This is a genomic window from Sphingomonas sp. Ant20 (assembly GCF_000783375.1).
Classification (GTDB): domain Bacteria; phylum Pseudomonadota; class Alphaproteobacteria; order Sphingomonadales; family Sphingomonadaceae; genus Sphingomonas; species Sphingomonas aerolata.
In genome coordinates, this window is the sequence record NZ_JRVI01000126.1 from 1 (window position 1) to 19,418 (window position 19,418).

At 64.3% G+C, this 19,418-nt stretch carries 6 protein-coding genes, 1 tRNA gene and 4 pseudogenes; 6 read left to right on the plus strand and 5 right to left on the minus strand.

Translation table 11 applies throughout. The features are described 5' to 3' along the window. Positions 1-223: 223 nt before the first annotated feature. A complete protein-coding gene (locus NI18_RS14605; protein WP_128082232.1) occupies positions 224-1,501 on the minus strand; it encodes an EAL domain-containing protein in 1,278 nt (425 codons plus the stop codon). Positions 1,502-2,051: 550 nt separating this feature from the next. On the opposite strand from NI18_RS14605, the gene rpoB reads away from it, so the two are divergent. After that, positions 2,052-6,233: a DNA-directed RNA polymerase subunit beta gene (gene rpoB / locus NI18_RS14610; RefSeq protein ID WP_031393738.1), complete on the plus strand. Its 4,182-nt coding sequence runs from the start codon at positions 2,052-2,054 to the stop codon at positions 6,231-6,233. Between the two features lie 196 nt (positions 6,234-6,429). Next, positions 6,430-10,714, plus strand: a pseudogene (gene rpoC / locus NI18_RS14615) (DNA-directed RNA polymerase subunit beta'). Between the two features lie 115 nt (positions 10,715-10,829). On the opposite strand, the gene NI18_RS14620 reads toward rpoC, so the two are convergent. Both NI18_RS14620 and NI18_RS14625 read right to left on the minus strand, forming a co-directional pair. Beyond that, positions 10,830-11,594, minus strand: a complete 765-nt coding sequence (locus tag NI18_RS14620; RefSeq protein ID WP_037530885.1) for a metallophosphoesterase — start codon at positions 11,592-11,594, stop codon at positions 10,830-10,832. 1 nt (position 11,595) lies between these two features. Further along, positions 11,596-12,688, minus strand: a pseudogene (locus NI18_RS14625) (catalase family protein). Positions 12,689-12,829: 141 nt separating this feature from the next. Between NI18_RS14625 and NI18_RS14630 the strand changes: the two are divergent. After that, positions 12,830-13,504, plus strand: a complete 675-nt coding sequence (locus tag NI18_RS14630; RefSeq protein WP_031441758.1) for a fumarylacetoacetate hydrolase family protein — start codon at positions 12,830-12,832, stop codon at positions 13,502-13,504. 123 nt (positions 13,505-13,627) lie between these two features. Beyond that, positions 13,628-15,250 (plus strand): OFA family MFS transporter, encoded by a 1,623-nt coding sequence (locus NI18_RS14635; RefSeq protein ID WP_198527021.1) that lies wholly within the window; start codon positions 13,628-13,630, stop codon positions 15,248-15,250. A gap of 95 nt (positions 15,251-15,345) precedes the next feature. Here the strand turns inward: NI18_RS14635 and NI18_RS14640 are convergent. Next, a tRNA-Gly gene (locus tag NI18_RS14640) sits at positions 15,346-15,419 on the minus strand. A gap of 278 nt (positions 15,420-15,697) precedes the next feature. Between NI18_RS14640 and NI18_RS14645 the strand changes: the two genes are divergently transcribed. Next, entirely contained in the window at positions 15,698-16,735 is a 1,038-nt protein-coding gene (locus tag NI18_RS14645) for a carboxypeptidase-like regulatory domain-containing protein (protein WP_037530891.1), read from the plus strand. Between the two features lie 201 nt (positions 16,736-16,936). Here NI18_RS14645 and NI18_RS14650 read toward each other — a convergent pair. Then, positions 16,937-17,889: pseudogene (locus tag NI18_RS14650) on the minus strand (IS5 family transposase). A gap of 525 nt (positions 17,890-18,414) precedes the next feature. Between NI18_RS14650 and NI18_RS14655 the strand changes: the two are divergent. Continuing rightward, positions 18,415-19,346: pseudogene (locus tag NI18_RS14655) on the plus strand (IS5 family transposase). Positions 19,347-19,418 lie beyond the last annotated feature (72 nt).

Here is a 19,418-nt window from a genome sequence, read left to right on the forward strand (position 1 = left end):
CGTCCGACGTCTGGCCCGCCTCCTGCGCGACCGCGGGCGGCGCCAGCGCCAGGCCGGCCGGCACGATCAGAAGCGCGCGGCGCCATTGTATGCTCATCGTCGAAAATTCCCTCCTGCAACGCTAGCGCGGGGAGGCCGAACGGGTCGCGGCGGCAAGCCGCCATGCGATGAGCCGCGCCGCGAGGGCGACCAGATGAACGTCCGCATCGCGAACTGCTGGCCTTCAGATCACGCGGACGTGCGCGAAGCTCCCCGCCGCCATCGGCCGGCCCCAGTAGAAGCCCTGCGCACAGCGAGCGCCCAGGTCGCGTGCGATCGCGAGATGCTCTTCGGTCTCGACCCCCTCGACGACCGTGCTCAGCCCCCGCGCGTGGCAGGACCGGACGACCTCGCGCAGGATGCCGAGTTCGTGCACGTGCCGTGCGCAATGGCCGAAAAAGTCTTTGTCGATCTTCAGCTCGGCGATCGGCAGCGTGAAGACGCGATCGAAATTCGTCGCCCCCTTGCCGAAATCGTCGAGCGAGAACACCACGCCCAGATCGCGCAACCCGTTCATGTCGCGGACCAGCCGCTGGGTATCGACCGGCCGGGCATCCTCGGTGATCTCGATGATCAGGACGCCCCGTCCCGGCCCGTTCGACGCGACGCCCCGCCGCCGCAGTTCATCGCCCAGCGCCGCCTGGAACAGCGGATCGGCCAGCACCGCCTGGCTGCAGTTGATCGCGACCGGCGCGGACCGTTGCTCGACGCTCAGCGCAAGCCAGAGGTCGAGCGCGGCGGTGACCGCCTTCATCGTCGCTGCCGCCTCGATCCCCGCGTCGGTCATCGCGGCGAACAGCCATTCGGGGTTCACACCCGGGATGTTGCGCAGCCGGGCGAGCGCTTCATAGCCGGCAACCTGGTCGGTGGTCAGGTCGATCTTGGGCAGGAACTCGTAATGCAGGTTAGGCAGCAGCCGCGATCCTGCAAGCAGCGCCGAGATCATGCGCCGATCGCCCGCAGCGTCATCCGAACGGCCCGTCCCGGTCGCGAGCGACGCGAGGATCGCGGTGAGGGCGCCGATCTTGTAGGTCCGTTCGAGCGACCCGACGAGCGGATGCTCGCCGATCATCGCCTCGCCGAGGACGGCGGACGGATATTCGCCCGGCGGCCGCAACTCGATCACCGGGCAGATCCGGCCCTCGTGCCCGATCTGATCGAGCACGGTGATCAGATCGTCGCCACGCGATTGCGCGTCGGCAATCACGACGTCAGGCGCGAACGCCGTTCCCGCCGCGATCTCCGCCGCATGACCGATCCAGGCGACGGCATAGCCACGGGACCGCAGTTCCGCGTGCGCCTGGCACGATGCCGCGTCGGCGGCATGGACGAACAGCAGTCGCGGCAGAACCGCGCTCCCGTCCCCCGCCACAGGCAGACAAGCGGAGGCCGGGCTTGCCAGCCCCGGGCCGAAACCTGCTGCCGCACCCGGTGGGGGCGCCAGACTGGGATCGGCGCTCACGCGGACGGGTCCGACCGGGCGGCTATCGACATGGGCGTGAACTCGGCAATAGGGTGGACGCTGACGAATGACGGCTGAACGCCACCGGCAAGGCCCGCCGTGCGGCGGATTCAATCCCGGTAGCCAATTGGTATCTACTAATCCTGATCAGCACTGTCATCCCCGCGAACAGCGCCGCACCCGCACCAGGTCGCTCGTCGCCCAATAAGCCGTTGCGTGGCATTGTGATTTTATTACAAATATTTTTCCACGGGCCGTTGCGCCGCGCTCGCCTGGCCGCGAGGGCATCCCGTCTTCGACATTTACCACGCGCGACCGGACCGCTTTGACAAGCGCCGGCCACCGTCCTATATGAGCCTCTCACCACAGCATCCGGGAAATGACAGGCCGTCGCGCAGCATGTCGATCGTATTGGATGCCGGGGTTTCATTCGCCGAAAGCCGCCGCAGGTGATTGCGCGCGGCCTTTTTGCGTTACTGCACGCCCCGTCCGGGGGTTCCCGGGCACGAAATTACGGCTGACCCGTCAGTTTATTGAGGGCAAATAACCTATGGCTTCCAAGGCGATCAACGAGGGCGCTGCCAAGCAGCGTCGCGACGGCGGCACCGCAAAGCGTCGCATCCGCAAGGTCTTCGGCAACATCCACGAAGTCGTGCAGATGCCGAACCTGATCGAGGTCCAACGCGAGAGCTACGAGCAGTTCCTGCGCTCCGATAAGTCGATCGGCCATGTCTCGGGCCTCGAGAAGACGCTGCGTAGCGTGTTCCCGATCCAGGATTTCGCTGGCACCGCCTATCTTGATTTCGACGACTACGTCCTTGAACCGCCAAAGTTCGACGTCGAGGAATGCCGCCAGCGCGGGATCACCTATGCCGCGCCGATGCGCGTCACGCTGCGCCTGACCGCGTTCGAGGTCGATCCCGATACCGAGGCCAAGTCGGTCATCGATATCAAGGAGCAGGACGTGTACATGGGCGACATGCCGCTCATGACCGAGAACGGCACCTTTTTCATCAACGGCACCGAGCGCGTCATCGTCAGCCAGATGCACCGTTCGCCGGGCGTCCTGTTCGACCACGATCGCGGCAAGACGCACGCATCGGGCAAGTATCTGTTCGCGGCCCGCGTGATCCCGTATCGCGGCTCGTGGCTCGATTTCGAGTTCGACGCGAAGGACATCGTCAACGTCCGCATCGATCGCAAGCGCAAGCTGCCGGTCACGGCGCTGCTCTACGCGCTCGGCATGACGTCGGAAGAGATCCTCAACTACTTCTACAACCGCGTGACGTTCGTCCGCGGCCAGGGTGGCTGGATCGTTCCGTTCCAGGTCGAGAACTGGCGTGGCCAGAAGCCGATGTTCGACATCGTCGATGCGAAGACCGGCGAAGTCGTGTTCCCGAACGGCCAGAAGATTTCCCCACGCGCCGCAAACAAGGCGTTCAAGGACGGTCTGACCGACCTGCTGATCCCGACCGAGGAAATCTTCGGCCGCTATTCGGCCTACGATCTGATCGACGAGTCGACCGGCCGCATCTACATCGAAGCCGGTGACGAAGTGACCGCCGAGAACCTCGAATTGCTCGACCAGGCAGGCATCGAGCGTCTCGACCTGCTCGACATCGATCACGTCGCGACCGGCCCGTGGATCCGCAACACGCTCAAGGTCGACAAGGCCGAGGAGCGCGAGCAGGCGCTGTCCGACATCTACCGCGTGATGCGCCCCGGCGAGCCGCCGACGCTGGAGACCGCCGAGGCGCTGTTTTCGGGTCTGTTCTTCGATCCGGATCGCTACGACCTGTCGGCCGTGGGCCGCGTGAAGCTCAACATGCGTCTCGACCTCGACGTCGAGGACACCGTCACGACGCTGCGTACCGAGGACATTCTCGAGGTCATCAAGACGCTCGTGAACCTCAAGGACGGCAAGGGCGAGATCGACGATATCGACAACCTCGGTAACCGTCGTGTCCGTTCGGTCGGCGAGCTGCTCGAGAACCAGTATCGCGTCGGCCTGCTCCGCATGGAGCGCGCCGTGAAGGAGCGCATGTCGTCGGTCGACGTCTCGACCGTCATGCCGAACGACCTGATCAACGCGAAGCCGGCGGTTGCCGCGGTCCGCGAATTCTTCGGCTCGTCGCAGCTGTCGCAGTTCATGGATCAGACCAACCCGCTGTCGGAAGTCACCCACAAGCGTCGCGTGTCGGCACTTGGACCAGGTGGTCTGACGCGTGAGCGCGCCGGCTTCGAAGTTCGCGACGTTCACCCGACGCACTATGGCCGCATCTGCCCGATTGAGACGCCGGAAGGCCCGAACATCGGTCTGATCAACAGCCTTGCGTCGTTCAGCCGCGTCAACAAGTACGGCTTCATCGAGACCCCGTACCGCAAGGTCGTCGACCACAAGGTGACCGACGACGTCGTGTACCTGTCGGCGATGGAAGAGGCCAAGCACACGATCGCGCAGGCCAACGCCGATCTGACCGGTGACGGCGGCTTCACCGAGGAACTCGTCTCGTCGCGTCAGGCGGGAGAATTCCTGATGGCGCTGCCCGACAACATCACGCTGATGGACGTCAGCCCCAAGCAGCTCGTCTCGGTCGCCGCATCGCTCATTCCGTTCCTGGAAAACGATGACGCCAACCGCGCGCTGATGGGCTCGAACATGCAGCGTCAGGCCGTGCCGCTCGTCCAGGCCGAGGCGCCGTTCGTCGGCACCGGCATGGAAGAGACGGTCGCACGTGACTCGGGCGCCGCCATCTCGGCCAAGCGTGCGGGCATCGTCGACCAGGTCGACGCGGCGCGTATCGTGATCCGTGCAACCGGCGAAATCGATGCCGGCAAGTCGGGCGTCGACATCTACACGCTGATGAAGTTCCAGCGCTCGAACCAGTCGACCTGCATCAACCAGCGTCCGCTGGTGAAGGTGGGCGATGTGGTCCGTGCCGGCGACGTGCTCGCCGACGGTCCGTCGACCGAATTCGGCGAGCTGGCGCTGGGTCGCAACAGCCTCGTCGCGTTCATGCCGTGGAACGGCTACAACTACGAGGATTCGATCCTGATCTCCGAGCGGATCGTGAAGGACGACGTGTTCACGTCGATTCATATCGACGAGTTCGAGGTGATGGCCCGCGACACGAAGCTCGGGCCTGAGGACATCACGCGCGACATCCCGAACGTCGGCGAGGAAGCGCTTCGCAACCTCGACGAAGCGGGCATCGTTTACATCGGCGCAGAGGTCGAGCCGGGCGATATTCTCGCGGGCAAGATAACGCCCAAGGGTGAATCGCCGATGACGCCGGAGGAGAAGCTTCTCCGCGCGATCTTCGGCGAGAAGGCTAGCGACGTGCGCGACACCTCGCTTCGCTTGCCGCCGGGTGTGTCGGGTACGGTCGTCGATGTTCGCGTCTTCAACCGCCACGGCATCGACAAGGACGAGCGCGCGATGGCGATCGAGCGCGAGGAGATCGAGCGCCTGAAGAAGGATTCGGACGACGAGCGTTCGATCCTGAACCGTGCGACCTGGTCGCGTCTTCGCGAGATGCTGCTCGACCAGACGGCCACTTCGGCGCCCAAGGGCGTCAAGAAGGGCGTCGTGATCGACATGGATCTGCTCGACAGCGTCGACCGCCACGAGTGGTGGAAGTTCGCGGTCGCCGACGACAAGATCCAGAGCGATCTGGAAGCGGTCAAGATCCAGTATGACGATGCCGCCAAGCTGATCACGGACAAGTTCCACGATCGTCGCGAGAAGCTGGAGCGTGGTGACGAGCTGTCGCCGGGCGTGCTGAAGATGGTCAAGGTGTTCGTCGCGGTGAAGCGCAAGCTGCAGCCGGGCGACAAGATGGCCGGCCGTCACGGGAACAAGGGCGTCATCAGCCGCATCCTGCCGGCGGAGGACATGCCGTTCCTCGCCGACGGGACGCCGGTCGATATCGTGCTCAACCCGCTGGGCGTGCCGTCGCGCATGAATGTCGGGCAGATCTTCGAGACGCATCTGGGCTGGGCCGCACGCGGTCTGGGTCAGCAGATCACCCACGCGCTCGAAACCTGGCGCGAGGAGAATCCGGAGGCCAAGGCCGGCGCGATGCCGGAGGCGGTCCGCGATCGTCTCAAGACGGTCTATGGCGAGCAGTATCACGAAGAGATCGACGCCCGTTCGGGTGACGAGATCATCGAGCTGGCCAAGAACCTGAAGGGCGGCGTGCCGATGGCGACGCCGGTGTTCGATGGTGCGCGCGAGGCGGATGTGTCGGCGATGCTGGAACTGGCGGGTCTCGACCCGTCGGGCCAGTCGGACCTGTTCGACGGACGTACCGGCGACAAGTTCGATCGCAAGGTGACGGTCGGGTACATCTACATGCTCAAGCTCCACCATCTGGTCGATGACAAGATCCACGCACGGTCGATCGGGCCGTATTCGCTCGTCACGCAGCAGCCGCTGGGTGGTAAGGCGCAGTTCGGTGGTCAGCGCTTCGGCGAGATGGAAGTCTGGGCTCTCCAGGCCTACGGCGCGGCGTACACCTTGCAGGAAATGCTCACGGTGAAGTCGGATGACGTGGTCGGCCGCACCAAGGTCTACGAGGCGATCGTCAAGGGTGACGACACGTTCGAGGCGGGCATTCCGGAGAGCTTCAACGTGCTCGTCAAGGAAATGCGCTCGCTGGGCCTGAATGTGGACCTGAAGCAGTCGGAGCCCGGCTTCGACAGCGACGGCATCCAGATCGCGGCGGAGTAACGCGGTTGAACTAGCTCCCCTCCCGCGACGGGTTCCCATCAAAGTAATACTTTGATGGGCCTTCCGGGGGGGGCGGGGGGGGGCTCCCGGCCGGTGATGGAGCGCCAAGATCGAACCGGGTGCCCACCCCTTCCCAAGCAAGAGCTTGGGCCCCTTCCCCTCCCGCTCGCGGGAGGGGAGTTGGAAGGATCAATATATGAACGAAATGACCCCCTTCGCCAATCCGGTCGCCAAGGCCGAGACGTTCGACCAGATCCAGATCGGCATCGCATCGCCGGACAAGATCCGCAGCTGGTCGTTCGGCGAGATCAAGAAGCCCGAGACCATCAACTATCGCACGTTCAAGCCCGAGCGTGACGGCCTGTTCTGCGCGCGCATCTTCGGTCCGATCAAGGATTACGAGTGCCTGTGCGGCAAGTACAAGCGCATGAAGTATAAGGGCATCGTCTGCGAGAAGTGCGGCGTCGAGGTCACCGTCTCGAAGGTCCGCCGCGAGCGCATGGGCCATATCGAGCTGGCCGCCCCGGTCGCGCATATCTGGTTCCTGAAGTCGCTGCCGTCGCGCATCGGCCTGCTGCTCGACATGCAGCTGAAGCAGCTCGAGCGCGTGCTGTACTTCGAGGCGTACATCGTCATCGAGCCGGGCCTGACCCCGCTCGAGAAGTATCAGCTGATGACCGAGGACGAGCTCCTCGACGCGCAGGACCAGTATGGCGAGGACGCGTTCTCGGCCGGCATCGGTGCCGAGGCGGTCCGCATCATGCTGGAGTCGCTCGATCTCGAGGGTGAGCGTACCACGCTGCTCGAAGAGCTCGCGGTCACCAAGTCCGAGCTGAAGCCCAAGAAGATCATCAAGCGGCTGAAGGTCGTCGAGAGCTTCATCGATTCGGGCAACCGCCCCGAATGGATGATCCTCGAGGTCGTGCCGGTCATCCCGCCCGAGCTGCGCCCGCTGGTGCCGCTGGACGGTGGTCGTTTTGCGACGTCGGATCTGAACGATCTGTATCGCCGCGTGATCAACCGCAATAACCGCCTGAAGCGCCTGATGGAGCTTCGCGCGCCGGACATCATCGTCCGCAACGAGAAGCGCATGCTGCAGGAGGCCGTCGACGCACTGTTCGACAATGGTCGCCGCGGTCGCACGATCACGGGCGCCAACAAGCGTCCGCTCAAGTCGCTGTCCGACATGCTCAAGGGCAAGCAGGGCCGCTTCCGCCAGAACCTTCTCGGCAAGCGCGTCGATTACTCGGGTCGTTCGGTCATCGTGACCGGGCCTGAGCTCAAGCTTCACCAGTGCGGCCTGCCGAAGAAGATGGCGCTCGAGCTGTTCAAGCCGTTCATCTACGCGCGTCTCGATGCGAAGGGTCTGTCGATGACCCTGAAGCAGGCGAAGAAGTGGGTCGAGAAGGAGCGCAAGGAAGTCTGGGACATCCTGGACGAGGTGATCCGCGAGCATCCGGTCATGCTGAACCGTGCGCCGACGCTTCACCGTCTCGGCATCCAGGCGTTCGAGCCGGTGCTGATCGAGGGTAAGGCGATCCAGCTTCACCCGCTGGTCTGCTCCGCGTTCAACGCCGATTTCGACGGCGATCAGATGGCCGTCCACGTCCCGCTGTCGCTCGAAGCGCAGCTGGAAGCGCGCGTCCTGATGATGTCGACGAACAACATCCTGTCGCCCGCCAACGGCAAGCCGATCATCGTGCCGTCGCAGGACATGGTGCTGGGTCTCTATTATCTGTCGATGATGAAGGAGAACGAGCCGGGCCAGGGCATGCTGCTCGGCGACATGGCCGAAGTGCATCAGGCGCTGAACGCACAGGCCGTGACGCTGCACAGCAAGATCATCAGCCGCGTTCCGCAGACCGATGAGAACGGCAAGCAGTATCTCAAGCGTTACGAGACGACGCCGGGCCGCATGCTGCTCGGCGAGTGCCTGCCGCACAGCCACAAGGTGCCGTTCGACACCGTCAACCGCCTGCTCACCAAGAAGGACGTGGGCGACGTGATCGACGAGGTCTATCGTCACACCGGCCAGAAGGAGACCGTGCTGTTCGCCGATGCGATCATGACGCTCGGCTTCCGTCACGCCTTCCGCGCCGGCATCTCGTTCGGCAAGGACGACATGATCATTCCGGACGCCAAGGTCGGTCTGGTCGACGATACCAAGGCGCTCGTGAAGGACTTCGAGCAGCAGTATCAGGACGGTCTGATCACGCAGCAGGAGAAGTACAACAAGGTGATCGACGCCTGGAGCCGTTGCGGTGACCAGGTCGCGAACGCCATGATGGACGAGATCCGTGCGGTGAAGGTCGATACGGAGACCGGCCGTGAAAAGCCGATCAACTCGATCTACATGATGGCCCATTCGGGTGCTCGTGGTTCGCAGGCGCAGATCAAGCAGCTTGCCGGTATGCGTGGCCTGATGGCCAAGCCGTCGGGCGAGATCATCGAGACGCCGATCATCTCGAACTTCAAGGAAGGTTTGACCGTCCTTGAATACTTCAACTCGACCCACGGCGCTCGTAAGGGCCTCGCGGATACGGCATTGAAGACGGCGAACTCGGGGTACCTCACGCGTCGTCTGGTCGACGTGTCGCAGGATTGCGTCATCATCGAACCCGATTGCGGCACCACGCGCGCACTCGAAATGAAGGCGATCCTTCAGGGTGGTTCGACGATCGCAAGCCTCGGCGAGCGCATCCTCGGCCGTACGACCGCGGAGGACATCACCGATCCGAAGACCGGCAAGGTCATCATCCCGTCGGGAACGCTGCTCGACGAGCCGATGATCACGACGATCGAGGGCCTCGGCACGCAGTCGTGCAAGATCCGCAGCCCGCTGGTCTGCGAATCCAAGATCGGCGTCTGCGGCAAGTGCTACGGGCGCGATCTCGCCCGCGGTACGCCGGTGAACATCGGTGAAGCTGTCGGCGTCATCGCCGCGCAGTCGATCGGTGAGCCGGGCACGCAGCTGACGATGCGTACGTTCCACATCGGTGGTGCAGCGCAGCTCAACGAGACGTCGAACCTCGAGGCGCATGCCGACGGTACGGTGCAGTTCCGCGATTTGCGTATCATCGTCGACCAGCGTGGCCGTCGCGTGGTGCTCAGCCGCTCGGGTGAAATCGCGATCGTCGACATGGACGGCCGCGAGCTCTCGGTCGATCGTATCCCTTACGGTGCGTACGTGCTGTTCGACGATGGCCACATCGTGTCGCGCGGCGACCGGATGGCCGAGTGGGATCCGTTCACCATGCCGGTGATCACGGAGAACCCGGGCACGATCAAGTATGTCGACCTGATCGAGGGCAAGACGCTCACCGAGCAGACCGACGAAGCCACGGGCATCGCCCAGCGCGTCGTGATCGAATATCGTGCGGCGACCAAGTCGAAGGAGGATCTGCGTCCGCGCATGACCCTGCTCGACGAGACCTCGGGCGAGACCGGCCGCTACATGCTGGCGATTGGTGCGACCTTGTCGGTCGAGGATGGTGCACAGGTGTTCGGCGGCGACGTCGTGGCCCGCGTCAGCCGCGAGAGCGCCAAGACGCGCGACATCACCGGTGGTCTGCCGCGCGTTGCCGAGCTGTTCGAGGCGCGTATCCCCAAGGACTCGGCGATCATCGCCAAGATCTCGGGCCGCGTCGTGTTCGGCAAGGATTACAAGGCGAAGCGCAAGATCGGCATCCAGCCCGAGGATGGCGGCGACGTCGTCGAGTATCTGGTGCCGAAGTCGAAGGTCATCGACGTGCAGGAAGGCGATTACGTCAAGCGCGGCGACAACCTGATCGGCGGCTCGCCGGATCCGCATGACATCCTCGAGACGATGGGTATCGAGCCCCTCGCCGAGTATCTCGTGTCGGAAATCCAGGAGGTCTATCGACTCCAGGGCGTGAAGATCAACGACAAGCACATCGAGACGATCGTTCGTCAGATGCTGCAGAAGGTCGAGATCACCGATGGCGGCGACACCACGCTGCTGAAGGGCGAACAGGTCGATCGCGAGGAGATGGACGCGACGAACGAGAAGCTCGACAAGAAGCAGACCCGTGCACAGGGCAAGCCCATCCTGCTCGGTATCACCAAGGCGTCGCTGCAGACCCGCAGCTTTATCTCGGCGGCATCGTTCCAGGAGACCACCCGCGTTCTCACCGAGGCCGCGGTCCAGGGTAAGCAGGACATGCTGATGGGTCTGAAGGAGAACGTGATCGTCGGCCGGCTCATCCCGGCAGGCACCGGCGCAGGGCTCAACCGCCTGCGGGTCGTGGCGAACAGCGCGATGCGTCGATGCGCGTCGCCCAGCGCAAGATGGCCGAAGCTCGATCATCGCGCCGAAGTCGGCGAAGGAAGAGCATGATGCCGAACTCGCCCGCTCGCCGCGCGATTCCGGCGGCACGGGGGACGACGCGCTTGGCGAAGTCGTGACCTCGGGCACCGGCACCGATGCGGATGCCGGCGAGTATCTGAACAAGCCCGAGTAATCGGGCCCATCAGACGCCAATAAAAAAGGCCGCCCGTCCGGATATCCGGGCGGCGGCCTTTGTCGTTTCAGGCGACTGGCGGGGCGGTCGGGTCAAACCAGGCCCCGTGGCGGGTTCAGCCGGTGTCGTCACCCATGGTTCGCGGGATCGTCCGGAGCTGCTGGCCGGTGACGCGCAGCTCGTTGAATGCGGGCGGACTGCCGCGCGTCCGCTTGGACAGGGTGCCGGCACCGATCATGCGGATCTCCCGGCCGCTGCGTTCGACGGGAATGTCGAAGGGGTCGTGGACATGACCTGACAGCACGGCATGCGCTCCCGCATCGGCCAGTGCGGTCAATGCGCTGTCGCCATGGCGGGTCTTTGCTGTCCCGGTCGTACCGCCTTCGATCAGCGGATGATGCGCCGCGACGAAGACCAGATGATCCTTCGGTACATCCTCGATCATCGCCAGCGCGCGCGACAGCGACCCCGGGCTGACACGCCCCTTCGACCAGTTCCAGCGCCACTGCGCGCGTGCCGTCGTCTTGAGCGGGACGATCGTGATCCCGGGCAGTTCCAGGGGCTTCTCGATCATCGATTCGACCGCGGCATAACGCTGATAGGGCGAGAAGAACCGGCGGAACGGGTCCCAGTAATACGGGATGTCGTGATTGCCGACCTCGAGCGTGACGGGCACGCCAAGGCTGCGCAACCAGTCGCCACCACGCTGGAACTCCTCCTTCGTGGCGCGCATCGTCAGATCGCCGGTCATGATCACCGCGTCGGGCCGCTCCGCCGCGACACAGGCGGAGAACCAGGCGAGCGCTGCCGGATCCTCCGCCCCGAAATGAACGTCGCTGACGTGAAACAGCGTGTGCGAGCGTCCTGAAACATCTGCCATGTCAGGCAAGTTCGGCCAGCGTCTTGGGCTGGTGCATCGGACACCCGTTGAACGTCCCGCGGAATCCCGCCGAGAGCTCATAGGTTTCCTTGCGGACGCGATTGACGCCGCCCAGCGGCTGATGGTCGACCACCCCCGTGCCACACGCTGTAGGACAGCGCATCGTCGGTATGATCGGTCACGCCATGCTCCCAGGAGATTTGCGGCGCCACCTCGAGCGTGGCGACCGTGACGAACGGGCTCGCCTGCTGATCCCATTCGACGGTTGCGTCTTCGATCGGCATCGCGTCGAGATCGGTGTTCAACTGGACGCGCAGTTCCCAGACACCGCCATGCTCGATCAGCTCCTCGCGCACGACCTCACGCAGCGCATCGGGGCGTGCGGTGATGTCGACCGTGTCGCCGGTCAGGCGCGTCAGTTCGGGCGAGACCGGGAACAGCGCGACCTTGGCGATATAATCCCCGTAGCGCAGCGGCGTCTGCGAGAAATAGGTCTCGCCGAGCGGGTGAACTGGCTTCGCGCCGCCGAGCGTCTTGAGCGTCGCGGACTCCGCCCCGACCGCTTCCAGTGCGGATTCCACGACGCGGAACGTCGCCGACATCGCCTTCTTCACACCGTCGAACCGGTCGGTCGTCTTGGCGAGCAGCTTGAGGTTCTTCGAAAAGGCCTTGGGATCGGGTGCCGCAAAGACCGGCGCGTTGACCATGATGAAGTCCTGCGTCGTCTCGCCTTCCGAGCCCGGCAGGCGATCACCTTGGACGCCGAGGATCTTCAGCGCGACGCCCCGCGGCAGGCTGACACTGTCATCCAGAATATCGCCCGCGTTCGTCGATATGCGCAGCACCGCCTCATGACGCCCCGGCTGCGCAAAAATGCCTTGCGCCAGCGTTTCGGGCAGGCCGTCAGCGATCGTCAGCGTGCCGCGTGCGATGCCATGTGCCTTGGCATGAACCGCGCGCACGGCATGCGCATAGTCCTGCGACGTGGTCTCTAGGATCTCGCGAAAGCTGTCCTTAAGCGATGCCAGCGTCTCGGCCTCGTCGTCGGCGATGGTCTCGACCGAGGGGGCGAATCGTACGGGCTGGGTGGACATGCGGATCTCCTGTCGTTTCCGATCCAAACCCGCCGAACTCCGCGACGTTCCCGCTGCACGGGCGATCGGTACGATCCCGCACGCTGTTGCAAAGCGCCGCGCCCCGGTCCACGCGGTCGGCGCCCATCGAAGGAGAAACCGATGCAGATTCCCGTCGTCACCGCCCCCACGATCGCGATCGTCGGATCCGCGGCGCGGTTTCCGGTCCGCAGGATCTTCTGCGTCGGGCAGAATTACGCCGACCACGCGCGCGAAATGGGGTCGGATCCGGATCGGCAGCAGCCCTTCTTCTTCACCAAGCCCGCGGATGCCGTCGTGCCCGGTGGCGGCACCCTGCCCTATCCGAGCATGACGCAGGATCTGCATCACGAGGTCGAACTCGTCGTCGCGCTGGGCGCAGGCGGACGGGACATCGATGCGACGGAGGCGACGGCGAAGATCTTCGGTCATGCGGTGGGGATCGACCTGACGCGGCGCGACCTGCAGGCGGCGGCCAAGGCGGCCGGGCGGCCATGGGACATGGCCAAGGGGTTCGACCGGTCCGCCCCGATCGGCGCGCTCACGCCCGGCGCGCCGCCCGAAACGGGTGCGGTTGGGCTGACGATCGACGGCGAACCCCGTCAGTCGGGCGACCTGTCGATGATGATCTGGTCGGTTGCCGAAGTGATCGCCGCGCTGTCGCGTCAGGTCGAACTCGCACCCGGCGATCTGATCTTCACCGGCACCCCCGCGGGCGTCGGGCCGATCCTGCCCGGGGCACAGGTCCGCGCGACGATCACCGATCTCGAGCCGCTCGAGATCCTGTTCGACGCCTGATCGCCCCCTGATCGACGTGGCGGGGGCGATGTTTTTGTATAAATATAGTCGTCCCCGACCTTAGTCGGCTTTCCTTTGTCGCCGCCCGCCCGCATGCATCCCCTTCATAAAAAGGGGATGATGATGGCGGATGGATCAACCGGCGGGCTGCTCGACCGGGCACGGACGGTAGCAGGGCCGGGCTTTGATCGCTGGCTGGTGCCGCCCTGCGCGCTCGCCATCCATCTGTGCATCGGCATGGCCTATGGCTTCAGCGTGTTCTGGCTGCCGCTGTCGCGCGCGATCGGGATCACCGATCCGGTGGTCTGCGAAAGCATGACGCTGGCCCAGGCGCTGACGACCACGACCTGCGACTGGCGGGTCAGCGACCTCGTCTGGACCTACACGCTCTTCTTCGTTGTGCTCGGCGCCGCGGCCGCGATCTGGGGCGGCTGGCTCGAACGCGCCGGTCCGCGCAAGGCCGGCGTCGTCGCCGCCTTCTGCTGGTGCGGCGGGATGGGGATCGGCGCGATCGGCGTGTCGATGCACCAGCTGTGGCTTATCTGGCTCGGTTCGGGCGTGATCGGCGGCATCGGTCTGGGTCTCGGCTATATCTCGCCCGTCTCGACGCTCATCAAATGGTTTCCCGACCGGCGCGGCATGGCGACGGGCATGGCGATCATGGGCTTTGGCGGCGGCGCGATGATCGGCAGCCCGCTCGCCAACTCTTTGATGAAGCACTTCTCCGGCCCCACCGGCGTCGGCGTCTGGCAGACGTTCCTCGTCCTTGCGGTCATCTATTTCGTGTTCATGATGGCTGGCGCACTCGGCTACCGCGTCCCCGCCGAGGGCTGGAAGCCCGCCGGCTGGACCCCGCCGACCGATGCCAAGGCAACGATCAGCCGGTTCAACGTCGATCTGAAGGATGCGCACAAGACGCCGCAATTCTGGCTCATCTGGATCGTCCTGCTGCTCAACGTGTCCGCGTCGATCGGCATCATCGGTGTCGCCTCGCCGATGCTCCAGGAGATTTTCGGCGGTCGCCTGATCGACGCGCCGGGCGTGCTCTTCACCGCGTTCAGCGACAGCCAGAAGGTCGCTGCGGCCGCGGTCGGCGCCGGGTTCGTCGGCGCGATCAGCCTGTTCAACATCGGTGGCCGCTTCTTCTGGGCGTGGTTCTCCGACCGGCTGGGTCGCAAGCCGCTCTACGCGGTAATCCTGGCGATCAGCGCTGTGCTCTACGGTATCGCCGCCCCCGCGCTTGCCGGCAGCAGCCTCGGTCTCTTCATCCTCGTCTTCTGCATCCTCGCCTCGACCTATGGCGGCGGCTTCGCGACCGTGCCCGCCTATCTGGCGGACATATTCGGGACGAAGTTCGTCGGTGCGATCCACGGCCGGCTGCTGACCGCCTGGTCGACCGCGGGCGTCGTGGGGCCGCTGCTCGTCGCCAACATGCGCGACGGGCGGATCGCCGCGGGGATCCCGCGCGATCAGGTCTATCAGCCGATCTTCCTGATGCTCGCGGCGATGCTCGTGGTCGGCTTCGTCGCGAACCTGTTCGTCAAGCCGGTGGCAAGTCGCTTCCACATGCCGGTTACCGAGGGCGTGGCTTCGACGACTGCCATCGACGCCACGACGGCCACCACCACCGCACAGCATGGCGGCGGATCGCGGTCGACCGTCATCCTCGCCTGGCTGGCGGTCGGCGTGCCGATCCTCTGGGGGATCTACATGACGCTGTCGAAGGCGGTCATCCTGATCAAGTGACCGAACGCGACACCGCGGTCGCATCGCCGGACAGGCGATCGCGACCCGGTGGTCGGCGTGGAATGGGATTTGCGCTGGCACCGACTGTCTCGGCGTGGAGCGGGTGAAGGGAATCGAACCCTCGTCACTTGCTTGGGAAGCAAAAGCTCTACCATTGAGCTACACCCGCATATCGACTGTGCGTCCGTGCGGCGGATGGGCGCCGGCGGTCGCGATGCGATGGCGAGCGTCTATCGGCTCGGCGAGAGCGACGCAAGATGCTTCTCGACGTGGAATGGCGCGCTGTCTTTGGAGATGCGCGGCCTGACGTAATGAAACTGTCACCGCCGTGTCACCACGCTGCCATTGGTCTGCAATAGGCACCCCGGCAAGCCAGCCCATAGCTGGACCAATCGGGGAACCATCATGATCATCGGCCTGTCACACCGCGCACGCGGCCCTGCTGTCTTGCGCGCGCTTCTTATCGGCAGCGCGATGATCCCGCTCGCGATCGGGATCGCCCGCGCCGAACCGGTCGATGGCCCCGCCGCAGCCGCAGCCCCCGCCCCGCGTGGCAATGCCAGCATCACCGGGACGATCTCGCAGGCGGGCAGTGGCGATTATCTCGACGGCGCGTCGGTTTCGATTCCGGCGCTGGGGCTGGCGACCGCGGCGGATCGCGCGGGCCGGTTCACGCTGGCCGGGATCCCCGCCGGGACGCATGACGTCGTCGTCCGCTATGTCGGCTTTCCCGATGCCCGGCGCAGCGTCACGGTCACCGACGCGGCGGTCGTGCTCGATGTCGCGATGACGATAGAGACCAGTGCCGACGGCGACGAGATCGTCGTTTCGGGGTCGCGCCCGATCGCCGAGTCCGAAGCCGCCGCGCTGCAGATCCAGCGGACCAGCCCCTCGCTCGTCTCGGTGATCGCGTCGGATTCGATCGGGCGCCTGCCCGACCAGAATGTCGCGCAGGCGGTCAGCCGCCTGCCCGGCGTCGGCGTCCAGCGCGACCAGGGCCAAGCGCGCTACATCACGCTGCGCGGCAGCCCGATCAACTGGACGACGCTGTCGTTCGACGGGATCAACGTGGTCAGCCCGGAGGGTCGTGACGCACGGTTCGATTCGATCCCCTCGGCGATCGCGTCGCAGATCATCGTGCGGAAAGCGGTGACCCCCGACATGACCGGCGAGACGATCGCGGGCAATGTCGACATCATCACCCGCTCGGCGTTCGACTATCCGGGGCTGAAGGTTCAGGCCAAGGGCGGCCTCGGCCATGTCGAGCTCGGCAAGAAGACCGAATATGAGGCTCGCTCGTCGTGTCCGACCGGTTCGACACGGGGATCGGCGAATTCGGCATCGTCTCCTCCGCCAGCCTCTATCGCCGCGGCATGGTCACCGACAATTTCGAGACCGATTTCGAAGCGGTCGACCGCGACCTGCGCCCCGGGTATGAGACGCGCAACTGGGCGCGCGAGACCGAGAACAAGCTCTACCGGCTGACGCGGAAGAACTATTCGCTGTCGAGCCGGCTCGACTGGCGCCCCGCCCCCCGGCCACAAGCTGTTCGCCGAGACGATCTACTCGGCGTTCGAGGATGACGAGCAGCGCAACAATTACATCTTCGATCTGGACGACCAGCAGTCGCGCACGGCTTTGTTGCACAAAGATAATTAAGCACAAATATGGTTTTACTGACGAGATCTATGCAACGCGGATGGTGGTCGGTGTTCCTATTTGTGAAAATCGATTGAGAACTGCGGCACGGAGTTTGAGCTCGGTAATCTGACGATCAAAGGTGCGCGATGCGACGCGCTCGCCGAGCAGCTTGAAGCAGTGCATCTTCGTCTCGACCAGGCTGCGGCGATGGTAGCCGCTCCACTTCTTCCAGATTGTTCGACCGAGCCTTTTCATCGCGCGTAGCGTTTCGTTGCGAGCATCGGCGCCGGCCTGCCGGGGCTTTCTTTCCCATGGGCTGGGCCCGCCCCCCGGGCGTACGGGGAAATGACCCGCGTCTGCGCCCCCCGGGGCTGCGATCGCGGCCCCGACACTTTCTGGTGTCGTAGGCGCCATCACCCCCGACGATCGTAATCCGTTCGTCCGTCGGGATTTGCGCCAGCAGATCCGGCAGTGTCGCGGCGTCGCCAATCGCATTGGTTGTGACCTCGATGGCCCGGATCTCCAGGGTTTCGGCGTCGATCCCAAGGTGAACCTTACGCCACTGGCGACGGTAGGAAGCGCCGTGCTTGCGCGTCTTCCATTCGCCTTCGCCCATCATCTTGATCCCGGTACTGTCGACCAGCAAATGCAGACCACCCGTACTGGCGCGACCATCAAGTGACACCGCCAATGTCTTCTGCCGACGGCATAGCGTCGTGTAATCCGGCACCGGCCAATCCAGCTTTGCCAGCTTCAGCAGGCTGGCAACCAGTCCCGTCACCTGCCGTAGCGGCAGTCCGAACACTATCTTCAGCGTCAGGCAAACCCTGATCGCGCTGTCCGAAAACCGCATCGGCCGACCTCGACGACCAATCGGGGGCTGCCAGCCAATCCATGCCCGGGTCAAACCAGACCTCCAGCGACCCGCGGCGCTTCAGCGCTGCGTTATACTCGCTCCAGTTCGTCGTGCGGTACTTCGGCATGGTCGGTTTTGGCATCCATCCCACCTACGCTTCCTGACCCTCACAGGGAATCCCAACGCCCTTTGTGCAACAAAGCCCCTCCCAGATGTCATGATTCGGCCCGGATTTCTGCGGCTTGCGGAGCCGCTCCGGCTTCGGCGGAAGCACCTGGTTTGAGGGTGTCGATGATCATGCTGGGCGGCCTTGCGACGATGATCTCGCAATGCCCGCCGCAGCGCACGCCGCGGTGCAAGTCGCGGCGAACCGCGAGTGACGAACCGCTTTAGATCGGCGGCGTTACGCCCTATCATCGTAGAGAGGCTAGCGAGGCTCCTGCCTTGCTCTTTGCCGAGCTCGGCAGTCGAACTCGCGGCGTTTGCATTCTCATTGGGCGCATCCAAACAACGGATCAGGGTAGCGCCCGAGCTATACTGCTCCTTTTTTGTTCGCAACCTGCCAGCCATCGCCGGGCGGAACGAGGCACGGGATAGTTCGGAAAGGCTTTGTTGCACAAAGGGCGTTGGGATTCCCTGTGAGGGTCAGGAAGCGTAGGTGGGATGGATGCCAAAACCGACCATGCCGAAGTACCGCACGACGAACTGGAGCGAGTATAACGCAGCGCTGAAGCGCCGCGGGTCGCTGGAGGTCTGGTTTGACCCGGGCATGGATTGGCTGGCAGCCCCGATTGGTCGTCGAGGTCGGCCGATGCGGTTTTCGGACAGCGCGATCAGGGTTTGCCTGACGCTGAAGATAGTGTTCGGACTGCCGCTACGGCAGGTGACGGGACTGGTTGCCAGCCTGCTGAAGCTGGCAAAGCTGGATTGGCCGGTGCCGGATTACACGACGCTATGCCGTCGGCAGAAGACATTGGCGGTGTCACTTGATGGTCGCGCCAGTACGGGTGGTCTGCATTTGCTGGTCGACAGTACCGGGATCAAGATGATGGGCGAAGGCGAATGGAAGACGCGCAAGCACGGCGCTTCCTACCGTCGCCAGTGGCGTAAGGTTCACCTTGGGATCGACGCCGAAACCCTGGAGATCCGGGCCATCGAGGTCACAACCAATGCGATTGGCGACGCCGCGACACTGCCGGATCTGCTGGCGCAAATCCCGACGGACGAACGGATTACGATCGTCGGGGGTGATGGCGCCTACGACACCAGAAAGTGTCGGGCCGCGATCGCAGCCCGGGGCGCAGACGCGGTCATTCCCGTACGCCGGGGCGGCCAGCCATGGAAGAAGCCGGCGGCCGCGCCGATGCTCGCAACGAAACGCTACGCGCGATGAAAAGGCTCGGTCGAACAATCTGGAAGAAGTGGAGCGGCTACCATCGCCGCAGCCTGGTCGAGACGAAGATGCACTGCTTCAAGCTGCTCGGCGAGCGCGTCGCATCGCGCACCTTTGATCGTCAGATTACCGAGCTCAAACTCCGTGCCGCAGTTCTCAATCGATTTTCACAAATAGGAACACCGACCACCATCCGCGTTGCATAGATCTCGTCAGTAAAACCATATTTGTGCTTAATTATCTTTGTGCAACAAAGCCCCACTAAAGTGCTATTCGGA